We start from the raw sequence: 17,692 nt of genomic DNA on the forward strand, positions 1-17,692 counted from the left end.
AGAGGGCCATGATTGAAGTTTATGCGCCGGCCTCGATTGGTAATTTTGCGGTTGGATTTGATGCATTGGGAGCGGCTATTGCACCCATTGATGGCACTTTGTTGGGCGATGTGGTGCGAATTAGCGCCAGCGCTGAGACAGAATTTGTGTGCTCAGGGCCTTACGCCCATAAATTGCCACAACAGGCAGAGCAAAATTTAGCCTTTATGTGCATGGCGCACTTTCGTGCCACGGTCGCACCAGATATGCCGACAGCGCGTATGGAGTTAGTTAAGAATCTGCCCATTGGTTCAGGTCTGGGATCCAGCGCCTGCTCAGTGGTTGCGGCACTTGCAGCGCTGAATAAATTTGCCGGCACTGAGCTCAGTGAGGATGCACTCATTGAGCTAATGGCTGATTTTGAAGCTAAGGTCAGCGGCGCTCGTCATTATGACAATATCACGCCGTGTTTGCTTGGTGGTTTGCAGCTCACAGGGGCGCTGATACCCGGTCGTTCACTGACGATCCCCACTCCCAGTAACTGGTATCCAGTGGTCGCGTTTCCCGGTTTCACCCTTAATACCGCTCAGGCTCGAGCAGTGCTGCCGCAGCAAATGAGCTTACACCATGGTATTGAATTTGCTCAGCGTCTCAGTGCATTTTGTACGCTAATGCATCAGCAACAGCATGAGTTAGCGATGGAGCTGATGATTGATACGGTTGCTGAGCCCTATCGCAGTGAATTGATCAGCGGTTTCAGTGCCGCCAAAAAGGCGGTGCTAGAGTTAGGCGCGAAGGCGGTGAGTATTTCTGGTGCTGGGCCGACGCTTTTTGCACTATGTGACACTATCAATGATGCTAAAAACTGCCAGCAGTGGTTACAGCAGAACTATGTAAATGAACAAGGCTTTAGTCATATTTGTCAGATAGATACGGCAGGTACGCGGGTTTTGAATGAGGGAAAAGAATAATGCGGTTGTATAATTTAAAAGATGATAGCCAGGTGGTGTCTTTTGTTGAGGCGGTAAAAACGGGGTTAGGGCGCAATCAGGGGGTGTTTTTTCCGCAACAGCTAACGCCACTGGATAATATTGATGCCTTATTGGAAATGGATTTTGTCTCGCGCAGCACACAAGTACTGACGCACTTGATTGGCGATGAACTGAGTCCTAATGTGGTCGCTGAAATGGTGCAGGGAGCGTTTACTTTTCCAGCACCTTTGGTTCACGTTGCCGATAATCTTCACTGTTTAGAGCTTTTTCATGGCCCTACCTTGGCATTTAAAGATTTCGGTGGACGCTTTATGGCGCAGTGCCTTGCCCAGTTCAGTAACTCAGAAAAGGTCACTATTCTCACAGCCACCAGTGGTGACACTGGCGCTGCAGTAGCCCATGCTTTTTATGGCAAAGAGAACATCGATGTGGTGATCCTGTACCCTGAAGGCAAGATATCAGAGGCGCAGCAAAAGCTGTTTACAACCTTAGGCAATAATATTCACTGTTACAGTGTAAAAGGCTCGTTCGACGATTGTCAGGCCATGGTTAAGCAAGGGTTTTTGGATGACGAGCTCAAAACGCGTTTGCGCCTTAATTCTGCGAATTCTATTAATATTAGTCGCTTACTCGCGCAGGTATGTTATTACTTTGAGGCGGTGGCGCAGTTGCCCAAAGCGCAGCGAGACAAAGCGCACATCTCGGTGCCGAGCGGTAACTTTGGTAATGTGTGCGCAGCGATGATAGCGGCGCTGATTGGCTTACCCATTCAAAAACTCTCGGCAACAACAAATCAAAATGACACGGTGCCGCGCTTTATCGCCTCCAAGCAATGGCAGCCGCATGAGACTCAAGAGTCTCTGTCTAATGCTATGGATGTCAGTCGGCCCAATAACTGGCCTCGTGTACAAACGATGTTAGACAGTGGTCGTTTCAGCTATGACGATTTCTTTTCTCATGCTGTGGATGAGGAGCAAACCGCTTTGGCGATGCGTGAATTACAGAGCATGGGCTATCAAGCTGAGCCACACACCGCGATTGCTTATGAAGGGTTAAAAGCGGATTTAGCACCTGAGCATCAGGGGATTTTCCTAGCTACGGCCCACCCGGCTAAGTTTCAAGCCAGCGTGGAGAAGATTTTAAATGTTGAATTAGCGATGCCAAAGGCGCTTAGCGATGCCTTGGCTAAACCTTGCCTTGCTGAGCCGATGAGTGCAGATTATCAACAATTACGGCAAGCGCTGCTGGCGAAATTAGGTTAATTTGGTAAGCTAGCAATATCGATAACAAACGGCCTTTAGGGCCGTTTTTTTAATGGAACCGAGCAGCATGACATCTTGGTCTGATTTATTAGCAGAGCAAAAACAGCAGCCTTACTTTCAACAAACCTTGGATTATGTGCACCAACGTCGAGAGCAGGGCGTAGCTGTGTATCCGCCTCAAGAACAGGTATTTGAGGGATTTCGCGCCACCGCGTTTGAAGATGTGAAAGTGGTGATACTGGGTCAAGACCCATACCATGGTCCAAATCAAGCGCATGGCTTATGCTTTTCGGTGTTACCTGGGGTAAAACCGCCGCCGTCATTGGCGAATATGTATAAGGAATTGGCGCAAGATATCGCTGGATTCAGCATCCCTCAACATGGATATTTACAGTCTTGGGCACACCAAGGGGTGTTGCTGCTCAATACCGTATTGACCGTTGAACAAGGGCAAGCACACTCGCATAAGCACCTCGGCTGGGAGCGTTTTACTGACGTGGTCATCGAACAGCTTAACCAACATGGCAAGGGCATTGTGTTTTTGCTTTGGGGCGCACACGCTCAGAAAAAGGGCAAGCACATCGACACGCAAAAGCACCATGTGCTTAAGGCACCTCATCCGTCGCCGCTGTCAGCACATCGCGGTTTTTTTGGCTGTGGTCACTTTTCCAAAGCCAATGAAATCCTTACCAACCAAGGTCAAGCTGCCATTGATTGGACTCTAGCCGAGCAAATATAACGCAATAAAAAAGAGGGCATCTAGGCCCTCTTTTTTATGTTGGTATCAAAAATCTAACTCTTCTAAACCAATGTCATCGCTGAACAAGTCTAGTTCTTGCAGTTCTTTGCGCAGACGTTGCTTATCTTTTAGTGCTTCGATTTCGCGCCATTTACGTTTTTTATTTCGACCGGATGTCTTTTTGGTCTCTGGACCTTCTATTATTTTTATTAGTTCATTCAGACTATCCATGACACTCTCCTGTATAACTAACGCAATCAATCTATACCACAGTTGGTATAAAAATAAAACGAAAATGTTTAACCAAGGTTACAGAAAAGTGATGATTCTATTACGAGCGGAAAGGGCAGAGAAATGGCGGCCTTGTGGGCCGCCGAATGGTGTTAGAGTTGTTTAAAACGGGCCTCTAAATCTTGCTGAGCTTTAGCAAAAGCACGAATTCCCTCGGCGAGCTTTTCAGTCGCCATCGCGTCTTCGTTATGCAACCAGCGGAATTCACTCTCTGTGAGTGCTTCAGGCTTAGGCTGTACATCGTTTGCACCGCTTAACAAGTAATCTGTATTAGCTGGCAACTCGGCTAATTCCTCGAGCAATGCAGGGCTTATGGTGAGGCGATCACAGCCTGTTAAGGCAAGAATTTCACCGGTGTTACGAAAGCTGGCACCCATGACGATAGTGTCGTAGCCGTGGCCTTTGTAAAAGTCATAAATACTGCGCACCGATTGCACGCCTGGGTCTTGCAATGGATCGCTAGGCTTCTCCATCCCGTTAGCAACATGCCAATCGAGAATACGGCCCACAAAAGGTGAAATAAGGTAAACATTGGCATCGGCGCATGCACGGGCTTGGGCGTCACTGAATAACAGCGTAAGGTTGCAGCGAATGCCTTCTTTCTCGAGCTGCTCGGCAGCTTTGATCCCTTCCCATGTCGATGCAATTTTAATTAAAATTTTGTCACGGCTCACGCCTTCTAAATCATACAGCGCGAGTAACTGTTTGGCTTTGGCGATGGTTGCTTGGGTGTCAAACGATAAACGCGCGTCCACTTCGGTGGAGATGTAACCAGGCACAATATCAGCGATTTCTTTACCGATTAATACTGCAAAATAGTCACAGGCTAATTCGAGTTGCTGCTGCGCATCAGTGCCTTGCTCTTTGGCATACTGCCATGCTTTATCCAGATAGGGCTTGTATGCGTCTATCTCACTCGCTTTAAGCAGCAAAGAGGGGTTTGTCGTTGCATCTTGAGGTTGATGTTTACGAATCGCTTCAATATCACCGGTGTCGGCTACAATGGTTGAATGTGCTTTCAACTGTTGCAGTGCTGTAGTCATGTGCTTTCCTCATTCCAAGCATAAAATCTGCTGAGCTTGCCTGTTGCTTGAAAACGCCAGACAAACATACATAGGTTATTTCGTTTATGTTGCACCTAAGTGACAACCAAAGGGAGGTCAATTGTCCGTGCATTGATGTCGCTATTGGCTAGCGCGCATGGAACCGACGCGCACCGTACAAGTGAACTTGCAGGTAGAAAGGTCGATTTTTGAATAAAGCGTGATTTTTGCTTTATTTAATGTTGAAATTGACACTAATTACTAGGCAAGTCAACTGCAATTATGATTACTGTTATATCTCCAGCAAAGAATCTTGATTACGATACGCCTGCGCCAACGCAGGACTACACGCAGCCAGAGCTGCTGAGCCACAGTGAAGAGCTGATCGAGGTGTGTCGCGAGCTTTCGCCGCAGCAGCTTGGCAGCCTCATGAAGATTAGCGATAAGCTAGCGGGGCTCAATGCCGCGCGCTTTAGTGAGTGGTCGCAGCCATTTACCCCTGAGAATGCTAAACAAGCGGTGTTTGCATTTAATGGCGATGTATACACAGGCCTTGATGCATCAAGCTTAGAGGACAAGGCTTTAGCCTATGCGCAGCAGCACTTACGCATTCTCTCCGGCCTTTACGGGGTGTTAAAACCACTGGATCTGATGCAGGCATACCGCTTAGAAATGGGCACCAAGTTAAATAATCCCCGAGGCACAAATTTATATCAATTTTGGGCAGAGGTTATCGCCAAAAAATTAAATGAAGCCATGGCGCAGGCGGGCACATCCACGCTGGTTAACTTGGCTTCAAATGAATATTTCAAAGCAGTGGACAAAAAAGCACTCGACGGGGCGATTGTTACGCCTGTATTTAAAGACTGTAAAAACGGCCAATATAAGGTCATCAGTTTTTATGCTAAAAAAGCACGGGGGATGATGGCGCGTTATATTATCGAAAACCAAGTGGACTCGTTATCGGCTTTACAACGTTTCGATAGCGCGGGGTACTATTTCAGCGCTGAAGCGACGAAAAAAGACAACGAACCGGTGTTTTTGCGCGACGAGCAAAGTTAATTCCACAAAGGGCTCTGCTGTTCTCTTTGAAGGTGAGGATGAGAGCCCGCAAACCCTTCCTCAACCACCTTCACCACTAATATGGCAGCTATCTTGCATCATTTACGCTTTATCTACTTATGCGCATGAATGGAGCATTGCATGTTTGCTAATTTCAATGTCGAAAAAGCACAAAAACTCATTGAAGAAAAACTCGGTGGTTGGCTAGAGACCGCAATCAGTCATATTCCTAACTTAGTGGTGGCGATTGTCATTACTATCGTCTTTGCGCTGTTGGCGCGGGTGCTAGGCTCAATCATTAGCAAAGTATTAAAACGCTCTTTGGACTCCGAGCAGATTGCAGGTTTAATGACCTCTATCGTGAAGATTTTAATTCTCACTCTCGGGGTGTTTATCGCCCTAGATTTCTTAGGGTTAAAAGGCACTGTCACCTCATTGCTCGCGGGTGCGGGGATTGTCGGTTTGGCTATCGGTTTTGCCTTTCAAGATATGACCGAGAACTTGATTGCCGGTGTCGCCATGGGTATTCGTAAACCCTTTAGACCCGGCGATGTAATCGAAAGTGGCGATGTGTTTGGCACCGTAAAGTCAATTAATCTACGCAATACGTTAGTAGAGAACTTTTACGGTCAGTTGATCATTATTCCCAACAAGATTCTGTTTCGCAATATTCTCACTAACTACAACTACCTCGGTACCCGCCGTATCGAAGTGCCGGTCGGTATTTCTTATGGCGATGATATCGAAGCAGCAGAAAAAGCCATTGTCGAGCACATCAATAAGCTCGACTTTGTTATACGTAAAGAGGATACCGCCGTTTACGCCGATGGCTTTGGTGATAGCGCTATCAATCTGCTGGTTTGGTTTTGGATAGCCTACCCAAATGATGATCCAGGTTACATGGAAATCCGCAATCAAGCCTACATTACCGTTAAAAAAGCGCTCGACAGTGTGGATGTGACTATTCCATTTCCTATTCGCACCTTGGATTTTGGTATCAAAGGCGGTGAAAAGCTGGTGCAGATGTTGCCGTCACAGTCACCAGAAGAAGGGACGCATAAGCAACGAGGCCAGGATGAAAAACCGGGTCAGGACAGTGAATAGCGACACAGGTGCGCGGCTGCTGACTCGGTAAAAGCTGCAAGCGGGTTATAAAATTTTCCCGCTTCTTCTGGTTATTCGCAGTAATTGGGGAGTGCAAGTTGCAATTAGCCCACGCTCTGGTGCCATCGTTTAAATCAGACCTAGCTCGATGCCTCGCAATACAGCGCGGGTACGATCGCGTACCATCAGCTTGGCTAAAATAGCAGAGACCTGATTGCGCACTGTGCCTGCGGATTTATACAGCGCCTCGGCAATCTCGGCGTTAGAGAATCCAGCAGCCACCAAGCGGAGAATTTCCAGCTCGCTGAGACTGAGAGTTTCGTATTGGGTAAATTCATACAGCGGGGGATTATTCGGGCGTGAGGCGTGACAGGCGATAGTTTGTGTTACCGCCGGTTGTAACCAGCGTTGTCCCTGGCTGAGCGCGATGATGGCATCGGTGAGCACCGCAAAGGAAATATCTTTACGTAGATAGCCATCAGCACCAAGGCGAATGCTTTTGAGTACTAAGTCATGCTCGTCAAAGGTCGAAAGTAGCATGACTGCAACAGGGAGCTTGGCATTGCGGATCTCACGCAATGCGTCAATACCACTGACTGTTGGCATACGCACATCTAACACCAAGACATCGACCGGGTTAGCCGTGAGCCAAGTAACTATATGCTCTGCGTGGTTGCGTTGTGCGCTTACCTGCAAATCAGGATGCAGTGCTAATAAGCTACATAATCCCTCGAGCACCAAATTTTGATCATCTACCACTGCCACTTTAATCACTATCAGCCTCCGCACCTAACGGAAGCGCGATATCTAGGCGAGTGCCGGTCGCTAGCGAAGTCACAGTCAGCTCGCCGTCAAGTTGCATCACACGCTCTTGCATCCCCTTGAGCCCGTTTCCCCATTGATGGTGGTTAATACCCATACCGTCGTCCTCAACGCGCCAAAGTAACCACTGTTGCTGACGCCACAAGGAAATATCACAGCGCGTAGCGTACGCATGTTTGCGCACGTTAGTAAGCGCTTCTTGGGTGGCACGAAACAGCAACTCGGCGATTCGTGCATCACGTACTTTGACACGCTCACTGTAATGCAGCTGGGTAACAGGGTGAACAGTATCTGCAATCAGTGTTGTTAGCGCTTGCTTGAGATCAATATTATCGAAAGCCCTGAGAGTACTCACCGTATCGCGCGTATGCGCCAGTAAATCAGTGATTATATGTTTGCACTGCGCCAAAGGGGGCTGCGCTGAGTGGCTGAGTTGTTGGGCCAGTTCCAGTTGTAAATTTAACGCCGTTAGGCCATGTCCTAACGAGTCGTGGATGTCTCTAGCGATGCGCAGGCGTTCATCGCGCTTGGCGGTATCTTGCAATAAAACCTGGGTGGCACTGAGCTCTTGGAGTAGGGCCTTATTGCGCTCGTTGGCTCGGCGCTCATCAAGTAAGGCGTAGGATAAGCGCAGAGCAAACAAGTGATAAGCGATGAATAAGAGACTATTCACGAGGTCGTAGGAGGTGGGCGTAGTGGCAAAATAGGCTAAAGGCATAATCAGTGCCAAAGCTAAGCACACTATTAGCTGCGCCAGATAGACAAGGCTTGCTACATACACCACAGAGAGGATTAAAATGAGACCACTTTTTATCCAAAACAGTAGTATCAACAACAGACTAAATTGTGCTGTGGCCAATATTTTCTGGGATCGAATAGTTCTCTGTGGGCCCGTAGTACGCAACAAGTGCAGCATGACAAAACCAGTGAACACAGCAGCGACGAACACATCTGGGTAAGGCAAGTTAAAGCGCAGTACATCCTGTTGATGATGCAGCGAGTAAAATACAAAACCAGCGACGATGGCGCAGGTGAATAGTACTAGAACAGAGCCAGTCCAATTCGCTATAAAGTGGTTACTTTGCCATGCTTTCATGTTGTTGCGTCCATGCGTTTACTGCTCGGTATATAAAGCTGCTAAGCCTTGTTGGTTAGCCACAAGTAAGTATGAGCGATTGAACGAGATAGTACATAGGTCGACATTTTTTTGCGCTATTTTTATGTCGGAATCGCAATCACTGCCATGCACAAAAGCGCTTAGCTCACCTGAATCTAGGCTAAAAGCGTGTCCCTTAATGCTAACCTGAATTGGCTCGGCAGCAAAGATACGTATGGCATAGGCGTCGTCTTGGTTATCTTGCTGTTGCTCTATAAGGCTTATATTTATCTGAGCAGCGTTTTGCCAGGCGACAACGTGGTATGCGTGATCATATTCCACTTCCACTTTCTTTTGTGCTACTGGGCCAAATACGTTTCGCGCTGCAACATAAAGGGAGAGCTTTCTGTTGGCATTACTCTCGTGAGTAATGGCGTATTGCTGTGCATCTTTTGCTAGGGTAGTGAGGTAATAATCATCATCTGCCACGTCGCGTTCATCACCGTTAAGTTTGGTGTTGGCGATGTGGTAATCCAGCTCGTAGTCAGTGGCGTTAAGTAGGTAGTAATCATTTTTATAATAATCACTGCCAAAATTAATGGTTTCCAGCTCTTCCTCTAAATCATCCGACGAGCAGGCGCTCAGAAACAGTGCGGCGGTCGTTAACAATAACCAGTGTGACTTCATCGTTTTATCCTTAATGGCAATGGGTGTATGCCCAAGTTTATCCATCAAGGAATGACACGCATGTGTCAAAAGTCATAACTGTATAATGAACTTTTAAAGAGAGGGGTCGTTACTGGCGGGCGTAATTACTGAATTCACGTAGTGACAGCTTGCCATCTTTGTCCTGATCATAGCTGCTAAAGCGTGACCATAACGCGGGTTCTTGGGCGGCTTCTGATTTACTAATGGCGCCATCGCGGTTGCGATCGAGTTCTTTAAAGCGCGACTCCACACTCCCAGCGTGGGCAGTGCTCAGAGAACTTAGAGCAATTAATGAGATAAATACAGTGACTATTACTTTCATATGAGTTCCTTGCGCGCGACTACGCACTTATATTGTTAGCCTAACGAATCGATTTTCACACGCCAACCAGAATAAGATTAATGGCTAGATTAGTGCGATTAAGTCCTAACTGGGTGTTAATTGTTGTTGCCTGAACCGAGCAAATTCATCGGCACTGAGGGTGTTATCTCGATTACGGTCGAGATCAGAAAAGACAGGCGCTAAACCATCAAGCTGCTGCGCTTCCAAATACGAAATAGAGTGATTATGATCACTATCTAAATGTTGAAATGAAACCTGGCTTTTTGCAAAAGTGACTGTTATCACCGTGAGAAAAGCAACGAAAACACTTAAACGTCGCACTGCATCCTCCAATTCATAGTGGCTTAATTCAAAAGCAGGTATAACCGATTTATCATGGCAAAGTCATACCCGCGCAGCATTAACAAGAACAATGCCAGTTTTTGTTCTTGTTAAAATTCATAGGGTTAGTACGTTGGTCATGAAGGTAGTTAGGTAAAGTTGTTGTCAAATAGCAACAGGTGGCGCGTTAATTTTTAAATTTATATATATTTCAAAGCTTTACGGATTCGCAAATTTGCAACAGGAGGCAAGTTGATAAAACAGTTATGGCGTTGGCGGCCCAATCTATTTGCACAGTTTTTTATTGGCGTAGCCATTCTGTTGGTGCCACTGGCTTTAGTCGTGGTGGTGTTCTTGCAGGCCCTTGATAAGCACATGGTGAATACTCAGCAAATGGTTCTGAGTAGTTATCAAAAAAATGAGCAATTCAATGAATTTAAGCAACTTTTTCAGTCTCTGGAGCGTGCAACCCTGCAAAATTGGGTACTGCAAAGTGAGCAGTTAAGTGAAGCGGTAGCACAGCAATGGCAAAAAGCAGATACGATGCTGGATAGCCAAATCAGTGCCGCTGATGTATTCAGTGAACAAAGCCGTTGGCAAGAGCTGTATGCCACCTTTAGCGCTACCCGCGATGAATTGCGTAATAGCCAAACGCAAAACGCACAATTGTTTGTTCCTTTACGCCAGCAGATTAATACCCATGGTCAGTGGCTGCACGAACACACTAAAAAGCAAGTGACGCATGCGCAGCAAGCTCTGGCTGATTTACAACAAAGCTTTATCCATTGGCTGGTGGCCTTGGTGCCTATTGTGTTGCTTTTTGGTGGCGGGTATCTATGGCGTATTAGCAGCCGACTCAGCTACCTTTCACGGGTGATTGGGCGCTTAGGCAAAGGTGATTGGGATGTTGATATTAAGCTTACGGGTGCCAAAGAATTAAGAGAGCTGGGGCAGAAGCTACATTGGATGCAGCAGCAACTACAAGCGTTAGAGCAGCAAAAGGATACCTTCTTACGCCATGTTACCCATGAATTAAAAACCCCCCTGGCATCAATGGTGGAAGGCTGTGATCTGCTTAGCGAGCAAGTCGTTGGGCCCATTAACGAGCAACAGCAGGATGTGCTGGAGCTGATCAGCCAAAGCACCGAACGCCTGAGAGCGATGATTCAAAGTTTGCTCAATTATAATGCTATTCGCTCACGCACCGCTAATCCGCGCCCGTGTGAACTTGCTGACCTAAAACACCAAGTGTTAGAGCATTTTGCTGATCGCTTAGCGTTAGCGCAGCAGAAGGTAAATTGGCAGTGTGATAAGAAACTCGCTATGCTGCGCCTTGATGGCGAATTGGTACAAATGATCTTGGTGCAGCTCCTCTCGAACGCCATTAAGTTTTCTCCACCTGGTGCCACCATCACCGTCGCGATTAGTCAAAGTAAGTCTGAGGTTGAATTGAAAGTATGCGACCAAGGACCTGGAATTTCTAAAGCTGAGCAAGAACGTCTGTTTGACGCTTTCTTCCAAGGCAAAGCGGGCAAGTCTAGTCGCTTGCAGGGCAGTGGGTTAGGTTTGTCGATAGTTAAAGAATGTGTTGACCAACTCAACGGTGATATTAATATTCATTCAGTTTCCCCTAAGGGCAGTTGCTTTACGCTGCATTTCAATCAGTAATGGAGTTCATTATGAATAAGTTTGTCGCCTTGGTGAGCCTTGGTATGATCAGCATGCTAAGTGCCGGCTGTCAGTTGCTAGGGAGCGCAGAACCCAGTGCAACTGTGGTTGAACAACCCAAAGCGCCAACAACAGTGGTGGTCGGTACGCCCAACCCTAAACCGCGTCCAAAACAGCCGCCATCTTATCCGAGCGCACAACAGCTAGTGCAATGGCATGCGCAGCAGTGTGGTGGTTTTGCCGCCACGGCGCAGGATAACGATGAAACTTTCATTGCCGAGCCGCAACTGAAACAATTTTTTGCGCGCTTATGCTTACGAGGGCAAACGCAGCCACAAGAAATGTTGGCTGAACTCGAAGTCGTGAGTGCCCAGTATTACTGGCCTGAATCTAGCGCTCGCTACTTCTGGTTGCTGAAACAGCAACTTATCGCCAATGCGCAGATGCGCCAGGAGTTACAAGCGCAAAAGCAAGAGCAAGCGCAAATGAAAGCGCGCATGCAAAAAACCTTGTCTTCGCTTGCCGCAATAGAGCAACAGCTATTGCAGCGCAGTACCCAGCAGGAGAGTGACAATGAGTACTAAATCCAAAGTATTATTAGTGGATGATGATGAAAGCCTACTGAAGTTACTCACCATTCGCCTGTTAGCTAATAACTATGAGGTTAGCACCGCGAATTGTGCCAGTGATGCCTTAAGCGAGCTGCAACAACAGCACTTTGATGTGCTTCTTACCGACTTGCGCATGGATGATATCGATGGCATGCAACTCGCCGAACAAGTGCAGCAACTTTACCCGACCATGCCAGTGGTGATGATGACCGCACATGGCTCTATTCCCGATGCGGTCAAGGCTACCAAGCAAGGCGTGTTTGCCTTTTTGACTAAACCCATAGATAAAGACGAGCTGATCGATACTCTAGCTAAAGCGGTGCGCCTGCATGGTCACAGCCAAGGTCAGCAAAGTAACCATCATGGTATCGTTACTCGCAGTGCCACCATGCATCACCTGTTAGAGCAGGTGCGAATGGTTGGCGCCGCTGATGTGAATGTGCTGATCTCTGGGGCCAGTGGTACGGGTAAAGAGTTATTGGCCAAAGCGGTGCATGAAAATAGCAATGTCAGTGATGGACCCTTTGTTGCCATCAACTGTGGTGCAGTGCCCGCAGAGTTGTTGGAATCACAGCTGTTTGGTCATAAAAAAGGGGCTTTTACCGGGGCCACAACGGACCATGTGGGGTTATTCTCACAGGCCGAGGGAGGCACCTTATTTCTCGATGAAATTGGCGATATGCCTTTGAATCTGCAGGTGAAGCTATTGCGGGTGCTGCAAGAGAAAACGATTCGCCCGGTAGGCCATAGTGAAGAGATCCCCGTTAATGTGCGGGTGGTGTCGGCAACCCACAAAGACCTACCCACGGCCATTAGTGAAAATACCTTTCGTGAAGATTTGTATTACCGCTTAAATGTCGTCAATCTGCGCCTGCCGGCGTTAAATGAGCGTCGCGAAGATATCTCGCTGTTGGCACATTACTTTTGTGAGCAAATTGCGGCGCGCCAAGAGCAGGCGGTGAAACGCTTCAGTGACGATGCTATGGACTTGTTACTGCGCCATGATTGGCCCGGTAATATTCGTCAGTTGCAAAATGTGGTGGAGCAAGTTGTGGCGCTCAGCCCCAGCGAGCTTATCAGTGCGAAGCAAGTGGCGCTGGCGCTGCAATGTGAGATGGAGTCGAGCTCACCCATCGCTCTTAATGAAGCGAAAAAGCAATTCGAGCGTGAGTATTTGATTCGTGTTTTGAAAATGGTGGACGGCAATGTCGCCCAAGCCGCTAAACTCGCCAAGCGTAACCGTAGTGACTTTTATAAGTTGATTAAAAAGCACGATATTGACGCTGAGCAGTTCGCGCCATCGGCAAGTAAGTAAGGGCCACTTTAAGGCTCTTACAATCTCAATAACTCATAGATATACTGACTCTTTTAAGACGCATGGAATAATTTAATGCAGTTATTTATGGTGTATTTAGGTGGGCGTGTTCGCGGCTGTCATATTGAAATGCACGACGTACGGTTTGTGGTTGGGGAGTCCATTGACGATACCTACTCAAAACTCAAGGCGCAATGGGTCGGTGACAAGGACAAGGTGCATATGGACTCGTATATGGCTGTTAACGATATTGATGGCTACCACATTGCCATTGCCGACACGCCGCAAAATCGTCCGGAGCGTTTGTATTTTGTGAACTTAGGTGCCTATGAAGCGGATAAAATGGCTGAGCAACATGCCTTCACATTGACCGTTGCACACAGCGCCGAGCAAGCCAAACAGCAAGTCAAACAACGTTATTTAACGCACATGAGCCATCAGCATAAAGATGATCTCCATGAGGTGGATGACTGCTTTGCCTTGGATTTGCTCGATAACCAATACCACATTCACCTAACCCCAAGCGGACGCTCGCAAACAATCAAGCCGGATTGGTTTGGTTATCACGTATTGTAGCGACCTGATTACTCCTCGTCCTGCTCATCTTGTTCTTGTTTGATGGCCATGCGTATCGCAATAATGACTAACGCAAACAATGCAAAGGGCAGGGCCGCGAGGGCGTACTCTACGATATGGCTATCTTGATAGTTGGGTTGCAACACAAAGTGGCCACCCACACATAAGGCGATAGCAATAAATAAAATAGGCAGTAGGGCAAGTTCTTTTTTAGCGCGGTGTGGTTTCACAAAAATAAGGCACGAGGAGAAGACGTGCCTTATTGTAATGAACCTTCACTGTTAGGTTCAAGGGGTATTGGCTGAGGAGGCGTTGGCTCAGCGTGTTCGCCATTATTAAAGAGCGCAAAAATATACTCAATCTCCTCAGGTTGAAGAAGCTGACCTGTCATACTCATTTGTGCTCCATAATTGCGACGATGACCTAACTCTAACGCTTTAGGAATGAATAGGTCGTGAATCAATCTTGGATTATTTTAATGGTCAGTGAAAAGACCACGCCACTGCCATCAGCGAGGTTTTCAGCCTTTATTTGTGCTTGATGGTAATCGGCAATAAGCCTTGCCACGTACAAGCCTAATCCCAAATGGGGCTGCTGCTGCTTATCTTGCTCGCGGACCGACACCATGGAATCAAAAATATGCTCACCGATATCCGCAGGAAGCGCTGGGCCTTGATTACTCACTTTAAGCACTGCGTGCTGAGCTTGGCGCTCAAGGGAAACGCCAATCGCGCTGCCCTCGTAAGCAAACTCCAGGGCATTGTTAATCAGCTTATCTAGCAGCTGCGCTAAAAAATCAGCTGAACCTTCCACGGGAATAGCCGCGTCGCTAATGTTGATGTCAAAGTGTGCTTGCGGGTATGCGAGCTGATACCCCTGCATACAGCCAAGCACCACTTGCTGCAGATCGTAATGCTCTTTTTTTGCTGTTGAGATACTTTGCTCTAAGCGTGTTGCTTCGCTCATGGTGGTGATCAATTTGTTCAGCCGATTGACCCCTTCTTGAGCGCGGGTGAGGTACTTTTGCTGTTGTGGCTCGGTGGCGATCATTTGCAAGTTTTCTAATGAGCTGCGCACCACCGCCACCGGTGTGCGTAATTCATGAGACAGGCGCGAAGACATATTCTCTAGGTAATGGGTGTAGCCGCCTAAGCGATTAACGATGTTGGCGAAGCTGCGGGATAAGTCACCAATTTCGTCACTGTCTTTACTCAGTGTTAAGGTACCGCGAACACGACCTTGCTCATCAATGGCTTGCTCGGCACTGTCACGCAGGCGACGAATGCGCGAGGAAATACGAGAAGCGAAGAAAAACAGCGTGATGGTGCCGATAAACATCACCGCCAAAATCACGTTAAATAGCTTTTCTAGCGCCTTATTGCGCAGCGTACGTACGCCATTGGTGGTCTCTTCTGCGATCACCGCGCCGAGCACTTGGTCATCACCCCAAATAGGGTAGGCGGCACTGAGAATAACGGCTTTGTTATCCGGTGTCAGGCGCCAGTTGGAGGCCGGCTTGCCTTTTAGGGCGTTGGCTATATGGCTGCCTTCGAGGGCGGCCACATCGTGCAAGGTATCTAAAAAATCACTGGGTGGGCGGGTGAGAATTTTATAGTACAGTGGGTGTAAAAAGCGCTCTTCAAAGCGTTGCCACGCCCCTTGTTGTTCGTTTTCTTGTAACGAGCTTGCCCAGACGCCATCGGCATGTTGAATGGTGCCCGACTGTGCTAATACCCGATGATGTTTATCGACAACCCAAATGCGGCTGCCGCTGTGACCCATGCCTTTAATAATGCGCTTGATCTCAGGCGATGGCAGCAACACGGTGCCAAGGCGGTTGGCATCATGCACATTGGAGGTGGCCATGAGGTGGCGCTGCTGTTGGCCATCGTCCCAATCACTGATAGCAAAGCCCAGTTTGTTACCAAGCATATTTAAGGGCATACGCAGCTCGATGTTATAACCTTGTGCAGTGCGTCGGAAATAGCCCTGAATTTGTGTGTAGGGTTGCAGTGACGGCAGTTCAAAGGCGTTGACCCAGCCATCTTCGCGGGTCGCGACAATGTAATTCGTAAGCTCCCCCTGTGGCGTTTTTATGGCGATTTTTAAGTGGTCGTTGCGACTCACGCCAAGGGCATTTTTGGGGCGGTAACGCACGGTGTCATCTCGCACCGCGAACACTGCGTACAGGTAATTACCATACTTGCCGACCATATGACGAAAAGAGAGATCGGCGTTGTCGTGCTCTGGGTTGGGGGTACTCAGGTATTGGCCATGATACTGCCACATTAACTCTTGATAAGGCTGCCAATCACCCAATTCGCCATCAAGCCGAATGGCATTATCGATGCTGTAGGCGTACAGGTCGCGGCCTTTCTCGACCTTGTCGGTAAATTGACTGGCGTTTTCAAACAGGGCCGGGCGTTCATGTAAGGCCGTGGCCAGAGCCCGGGTGGTGCCCACCAAGGTTTTTTCTTGCCCTTTACGAAGGTACTTTTCCATTTCCCAAACGTATTCGTAGCCAAGCCATGGTAGGACGAATAAAAAGCAAGATAACACAATGACCTTACTGCGCAGGCCCAGGCCAAATCGTGCCATTTACTTCATTTCCCAGCGATAACCCATGCCATAGACGGTGTTGATGCAATCAAAGCTAGCATCAATGGCTTGGAATTTTCTGCGAATACGTTTTACGTGCGACGTGATAGTGCTGTCATCGACGTATATTTTCGCATCGCTCATTAACTCATCACGACTTTTTACGTGACCGGGGCGCTTAGCAAGCGAATGTACCATCCAAAACTCGGTTACGGTCAGATCCACGGCTTGGTTTTGCCAAGCGGCGCGCATCCGCTTGAGATCTAACTCCAAATCGCCTTGCTCTATGGTTTCATTCGCTTGCGGGGGCGTCTCTTGTGCTTCCACGCGGCGAAATAACGCACCAATACGCGCTGCTAAATGGGCCATGCTGATATCTTTGGTGAGGTAATCATCGGCCCCCATACGCAGGCCACAGACTGTATCAATTTCGCTGTCACGGGCAGTTAAGAAAATAATTGGCAAGGTGTGTGAGCGGGCACGCAAACTTTGGCACAGCATAAAGCCACCATCAATCTCATTGCCTAAGCCAATATCGACGATGGCGAGATCCGGAAGTTGCTCAAACAGCGCTCTTTCAGCACTGGGTCTGTCGGCAAACCCTTGTACTTGGTAGCCTTGTCCTTCGAGCATTTCAACGTAGTTATCGCGAATAGCAGCTTCGTCTTCGATAATAGCAATGCGTTTCATAATCCGTGTGCTGAGTTTTTTATTGTGAGCGCTACTATATCGCGAATTTAGCGCTTTGTGAGCAGTAACAGGCTAATTGCCATAATTCATCATTTTTGTGCTCGCTATGGCCGTCAGTGATTTATGCGAAGGACAAAAATATCCCCCAGGGTGTTTGGCTTATGTTAGCGACAGGCTACAATAGCGGCTTTATATTTCCCAAGGTAGGCCCATGAAACTGACAGTAGAAATAAGCAAGTACCCATTGCATCAAGACTATATCCCCTATATTCAAGATTTCATTGACCGCCTTAATGCGCATGGCGATATTAAAGTGATCACCAATACCTTATCAACTCAGGTGTTTGGCGATTATGACACCGTGATGTCGGTGGTGAGTGCAGAAATTAAACGCTCCTATGAAACCTACGGCAAGGCTATTTTTGTGTGTAAGTTTCTATGCGGTGACCTCTCTCCTGAGGCGAATTAAGAG

21 protein-coding genes are annotated in these 17,692 nt (G+C 47.8%); 10 read left to right on the plus strand and 11 right to left on the minus strand.

Features of this window, described 5'->3' with window-relative positions:
• Window positions 1-8: 8 nt before the first annotated feature.
• The 3 genes from thrB (at window position 9) to ung (ending at window position 2,972) form a co-directional block, all read left to right on the plus strand.
• Window positions 9-950: a homoserine kinase gene (thrB, locus tag MHM93_RS04460; protein WP_239448178.1), complete on the plus strand. Its 942-nt coding sequence runs from the start codon at window positions 9-11 to the stop codon at window positions 948-950.
• Complete coding sequence (gene thrC / locus MHM93_RS04465; protein ID WP_239448179.1) at window positions 950-2,233, plus strand: threonine synthase; 1,284 nt, start codon at window positions 950-952, stop codon at window positions 2,231-2,233. Before thrB ends, thrC begins: the two co-directional genes overlap by 1 nt.
• A 67-nt stretch (window positions 2,234-2,300) precedes the next feature.
• Window positions 2,301-2,972, plus strand: coding sequence for a uracil-DNA glycosylase (ung, locus tag MHM93_RS04470; RefSeq protein ID WP_239448180.1), 672 nt, complete (start codon window positions 2,301-2,303; stop codon window positions 2,970-2,972).
• Between the two features lie 45 nt (window positions 2,973-3,017).
• On the opposite strand, the gene MHM93_RS04475 is transcribed toward ung, so the two are convergent.
• Complete coding sequence (locus MHM93_RS04475) at window positions 3,018-3,203, minus strand: DUF3545 family protein (protein WP_022943433.1); 186 nt, start codon at window positions 3,201-3,203, stop codon at window positions 3,018-3,020.
• 152 nt (window positions 3,204-3,355) lie between these two features.
• Entirely contained in the window at window positions 3,356-4,306 is a 951-nt protein-coding gene (gene tal, locus MHM93_RS04480) for a transaldolase (RefSeq protein ID WP_239448181.1), read from the minus strand.
• Between the two features lie 282 nt (window positions 4,307-4,588).
• Here tal and yaaA point away from each other — a divergent pair, with 282 nt between their 5' ends.
• A complete protein-coding gene (yaaA, locus tag MHM93_RS04485) occupies window positions 4,589-5,368 on the plus strand; it encodes a peroxide stress protein YaaA (RefSeq protein WP_022943435.1) in 780 nt (259 codons plus the stop codon).
• A 141-nt stretch (window positions 5,369-5,509) separates the two neighbouring features.
• Window positions 5,510-6,472 (plus strand): mechanosensitive ion channel, encoded by a 963-nt coding sequence (locus MHM93_RS04490; protein WP_239448182.1) that lies wholly within the window; start codon window positions 5,510-5,512, stop codon window positions 6,470-6,472.
• 129 nt (window positions 6,473-6,601) lie between these two features.
• Here MHM93_RS04490 and MHM93_RS04495 read toward each other — a convergent pair whose 3' ends face one another.
• The 5 genes from MHM93_RS04495 to MHM93_RS04515 all read right to left on the minus strand — a co-directional run bounded on the left by MHM93_RS04495 (window position 6,602) and on the right by MHM93_RS04515 (window position 9,762).
• Window positions 6,602-7,246, minus strand: coding sequence for a response regulator transcription factor (locus MHM93_RS04495; RefSeq protein ID WP_239448183.1), 645 nt, complete (start codon window positions 7,244-7,246; stop codon window positions 6,602-6,604).
• Window positions 7,239-8,390: a sensor histidine kinase gene (locus MHM93_RS04500; protein WP_239448184.1), complete on the minus strand. Its 1,152-nt coding sequence runs from the start codon at window positions 8,388-8,390 to the stop codon at window positions 7,239-7,241. The genes MHM93_RS04495 and MHM93_RS04500 overlap by 8 nt, the downstream gene beginning before the upstream one ends.
• Window positions 8,391-8,408: 18 nt before the next feature.
• Window positions 8,409-9,077 carry a hypothetical protein gene (locus tag MHM93_RS04505; RefSeq protein WP_239448185.1) on the minus strand — a complete coding sequence of 223 codons (669 nt, stop codon included), beginning with the start codon at window positions 9,075-9,077 and terminating at the stop codon, window positions 8,409-8,411.
• A 109-nt stretch (window positions 9,078-9,186) separates the two neighbouring features.
• On the minus strand, window positions 9,187-9,420 hold the full coding sequence (locus MHM93_RS04510; protein WP_022943440.1) for an EF-hand domain-containing protein: 234 nt from the start codon (window positions 9,418-9,420) through the stop codon (window positions 9,187-9,189).
• A gap of 105 nt (window positions 9,421-9,525) precedes the next feature.
• The gene (locus tag MHM93_RS04515; protein ID WP_022943441.1) at window positions 9,526-9,762 is read right to left on the minus strand and encodes a calcium sensor EFh; all 237 of its coding nucleotides are present in this window, start codon (window positions 9,760-9,762) and stop codon (window positions 9,526-9,528) included.
• 252 nt (window positions 9,763-10,014) lie between these two features.
• On the opposite strand from MHM93_RS04515, the gene MHM93_RS04520 reads away from it, so the two are divergent.
• The 4 genes from MHM93_RS04520 (at window position 10,015) to MHM93_RS04535 (ending at window position 13,932) form a co-directional block, all read left to right on the plus strand.
• Window positions 10,015-11,430: a HAMP domain-containing sensor histidine kinase gene (locus MHM93_RS04520; RefSeq protein ID WP_022943442.1), complete on the plus strand. Its 1,416-nt coding sequence runs from the start codon at window positions 10,015-10,017 to the stop codon at window positions 11,428-11,430.
• An 11-nt stretch (window positions 11,431-11,441) separates the two neighbouring features.
• On the plus strand, window positions 11,442-12,014 hold the full coding sequence (locus MHM93_RS04525; protein WP_022943443.1) for a hypothetical protein: 573 nt from the start codon (window positions 11,442-11,444) through the stop codon (window positions 12,012-12,014).
• Window positions 12,004-13,356 (plus strand): sigma 54-interacting transcriptional regulator, encoded by a 1,353-nt coding sequence (locus MHM93_RS04530; protein WP_022943444.1) that lies wholly within the window; start codon window positions 12,004-12,006, stop codon window positions 13,354-13,356. Before MHM93_RS04525 ends, MHM93_RS04530 begins: the two co-directional genes overlap by 11 nt.
• Window positions 13,357-13,431: 75 nt before the next feature.
• The gene (locus tag MHM93_RS04535) at window positions 13,432-13,932 is read left to right on the plus strand and encodes a DUF1543 domain-containing protein (protein WP_022943445.1); all 501 of its coding nucleotides are present in this window, start codon (window positions 13,432-13,434) and stop codon (window positions 13,930-13,932) included.
• Window positions 13,933-13,940: 8 nt separating this feature from the next.
• Here the strand turns inward: MHM93_RS04535 and MHM93_RS04540 are convergent, their stop codons facing one another.
• The 4 genes from MHM93_RS04540 to pdsR form a co-directional block, all read right to left on the minus strand.
• A complete protein-coding gene (locus tag MHM93_RS04540) occupies window positions 13,941-14,162 on the minus strand; it encodes a hypothetical protein (protein WP_045979315.1) in 222 nt (73 codons plus the stop codon).
• 29 nt (window positions 14,163-14,191) lie between these two features.
• On the minus strand, window positions 14,192-14,329 hold the full coding sequence (locus tag MHM93_RS04545) for a hypothetical protein (protein ID WP_239448186.1): 138 nt from the start codon (window positions 14,327-14,329) through the stop codon (window positions 14,192-14,194).
• 62 nt (window positions 14,330-14,391) lie between these two features.
• Window positions 14,392-16,530 (minus strand): proteobacterial dedicated sortase system histidine kinase, encoded by a 2,139-nt coding sequence (gene pdsS / locus MHM93_RS04550; RefSeq protein WP_239448187.1) that lies wholly within the window; start codon window positions 16,528-16,530, stop codon window positions 14,392-14,394.
• On the minus strand, window positions 16,531-17,220 hold the full coding sequence (gene pdsR, locus MHM93_RS04555) for a proteobacterial dedicated sortase system response regulator (protein WP_022943449.1): 690 nt from the start codon (window positions 17,218-17,220) through the stop codon (window positions 16,531-16,533).
• Window positions 17,221-17,431: 211 nt separating this feature from the next.
• Here pdsR and MHM93_RS04560 point away from each other — a divergent pair, with 211 nt between their 5' ends.
• On the plus strand, window positions 17,432-17,689 hold the full coding sequence (locus MHM93_RS04560; protein WP_138587683.1) for a hypothetical protein: 258 nt from the start codon (window positions 17,432-17,434) through the stop codon (window positions 17,687-17,689).
• Window positions 17,690-17,692: the final 3 nt, after the last annotated feature.

It is taken from the genome of Pseudoalteromonas sp. MM17-2, assembly GCF_022347945.1.
Lineage (GTDB): Bacteria > Pseudomonadota > Gammaproteobacteria > Enterobacterales > Alteromonadaceae > Pseudoalteromonas > Pseudoalteromonas ruthenica.

Excerpts from the sequence above, each read along its gene's own strand:
- MHM93_RS04475 (WP_022943433.1), bottom strand. The coding sequence starts at position 3,203 with ATGGATAGTCTGAATGAACTAATAAAAATAATAGAAGGTCCAGAGACC.
- pdsR (WP_022943449.1), bottom strand. The coding sequence starts at position 17,220 with ATGAAACGCATTGCTATTATCGAAGACGAAGCTGCTATTCGCGATAAC.
- thrC (WP_239448179.1), top strand. The coding sequence starts at position 950 with ATGCGGTTGTATAATTTAAAAGATGATAGCCAGGTGGTGTCTTTTGTT.
- MHM93_RS04510 (WP_022943440.1), bottom strand. The coding sequence starts at position 9,420 with ATGAAAGTAATAGTCACTGTATTTATCTCATTAATTGCTCTAAGTTCT.
- MHM93_RS04535 (WP_022943445.1), top strand. The coding sequence starts at position 13,432 with ATGCAGTTATTTATGGTGTATTTAGGTGGGCGTGTTCGCGGCTGTCAT.
- ung (WP_239448180.1), top strand. The coding sequence starts at position 2,301 with ATGACATCTTGGTCTGATTTATTAGCAGAGCAAAAACAGCAGCCTTAC.
- tal (WP_239448181.1), bottom strand. The coding sequence starts at position 4,306 with ATGACTACAGCACTGCAACAGTTGAAAGCACATTCAACCATTGTAGCC.
- thrB (WP_239448178.1), top strand. The coding sequence starts at position 9 with ATGATTGAAGTTTATGCGCCGGCCTCGATTGGTAATTTTGCGGTTGGA.
- yaaA (WP_022943435.1), top strand. The coding sequence starts at position 4,589 with ATGATTACTGTTATATCTCCAGCAAAGAATCTTGATTACGATACGCCT.
- MHM93_RS04505 (WP_239448185.1), bottom strand. The coding sequence starts at position 9,077 with ATGAAGTCACACTGGTTATTGTTAACGACCGCCGCACTGTTTCTGAGC.
- pdsS (WP_239448187.1), bottom strand. The coding sequence starts at position 16,530 with ATGGCACGATTTGGCCTGGGCCTGCGCAGTAAGGTCATTGTGTTATCT.
- MHM93_RS04525 (WP_022943443.1), top strand. The coding sequence starts at position 11,442 with ATGAATAAGTTTGTCGCCTTGGTGAGCCTTGGTATGATCAGCATGCTA.
- MHM93_RS04545 (WP_239448186.1), bottom strand. The coding sequence starts at position 14,329 with ATGAGTATGACAGGTCAGCTTCTTCAACCTGAGGAGATTGAGTATATT.
- MHM93_RS04500 (WP_239448184.1), bottom strand. The coding sequence starts at position 8,390 with ATGAAAGCATGGCAAAGTAACCACTTTATAGCGAATTGGACTGGCTCT.
- MHM93_RS04530 (WP_022943444.1), top strand. The coding sequence starts at position 12,004 with ATGAGTACTAAATCCAAAGTATTATTAGTGGATGATGATGAAAGCCTA.
- MHM93_RS04560 (WP_138587683.1), top strand. The coding sequence starts at position 17,432 with ATGAAACTGACAGTAGAAATAAGCAAGTACCCATTGCATCAAGACTAT.
- MHM93_RS04490 (WP_239448182.1), top strand. The coding sequence starts at position 5,510 with ATGTTTGCTAATTTCAATGTCGAAAAAGCACAAAAACTCATTGAAGAA.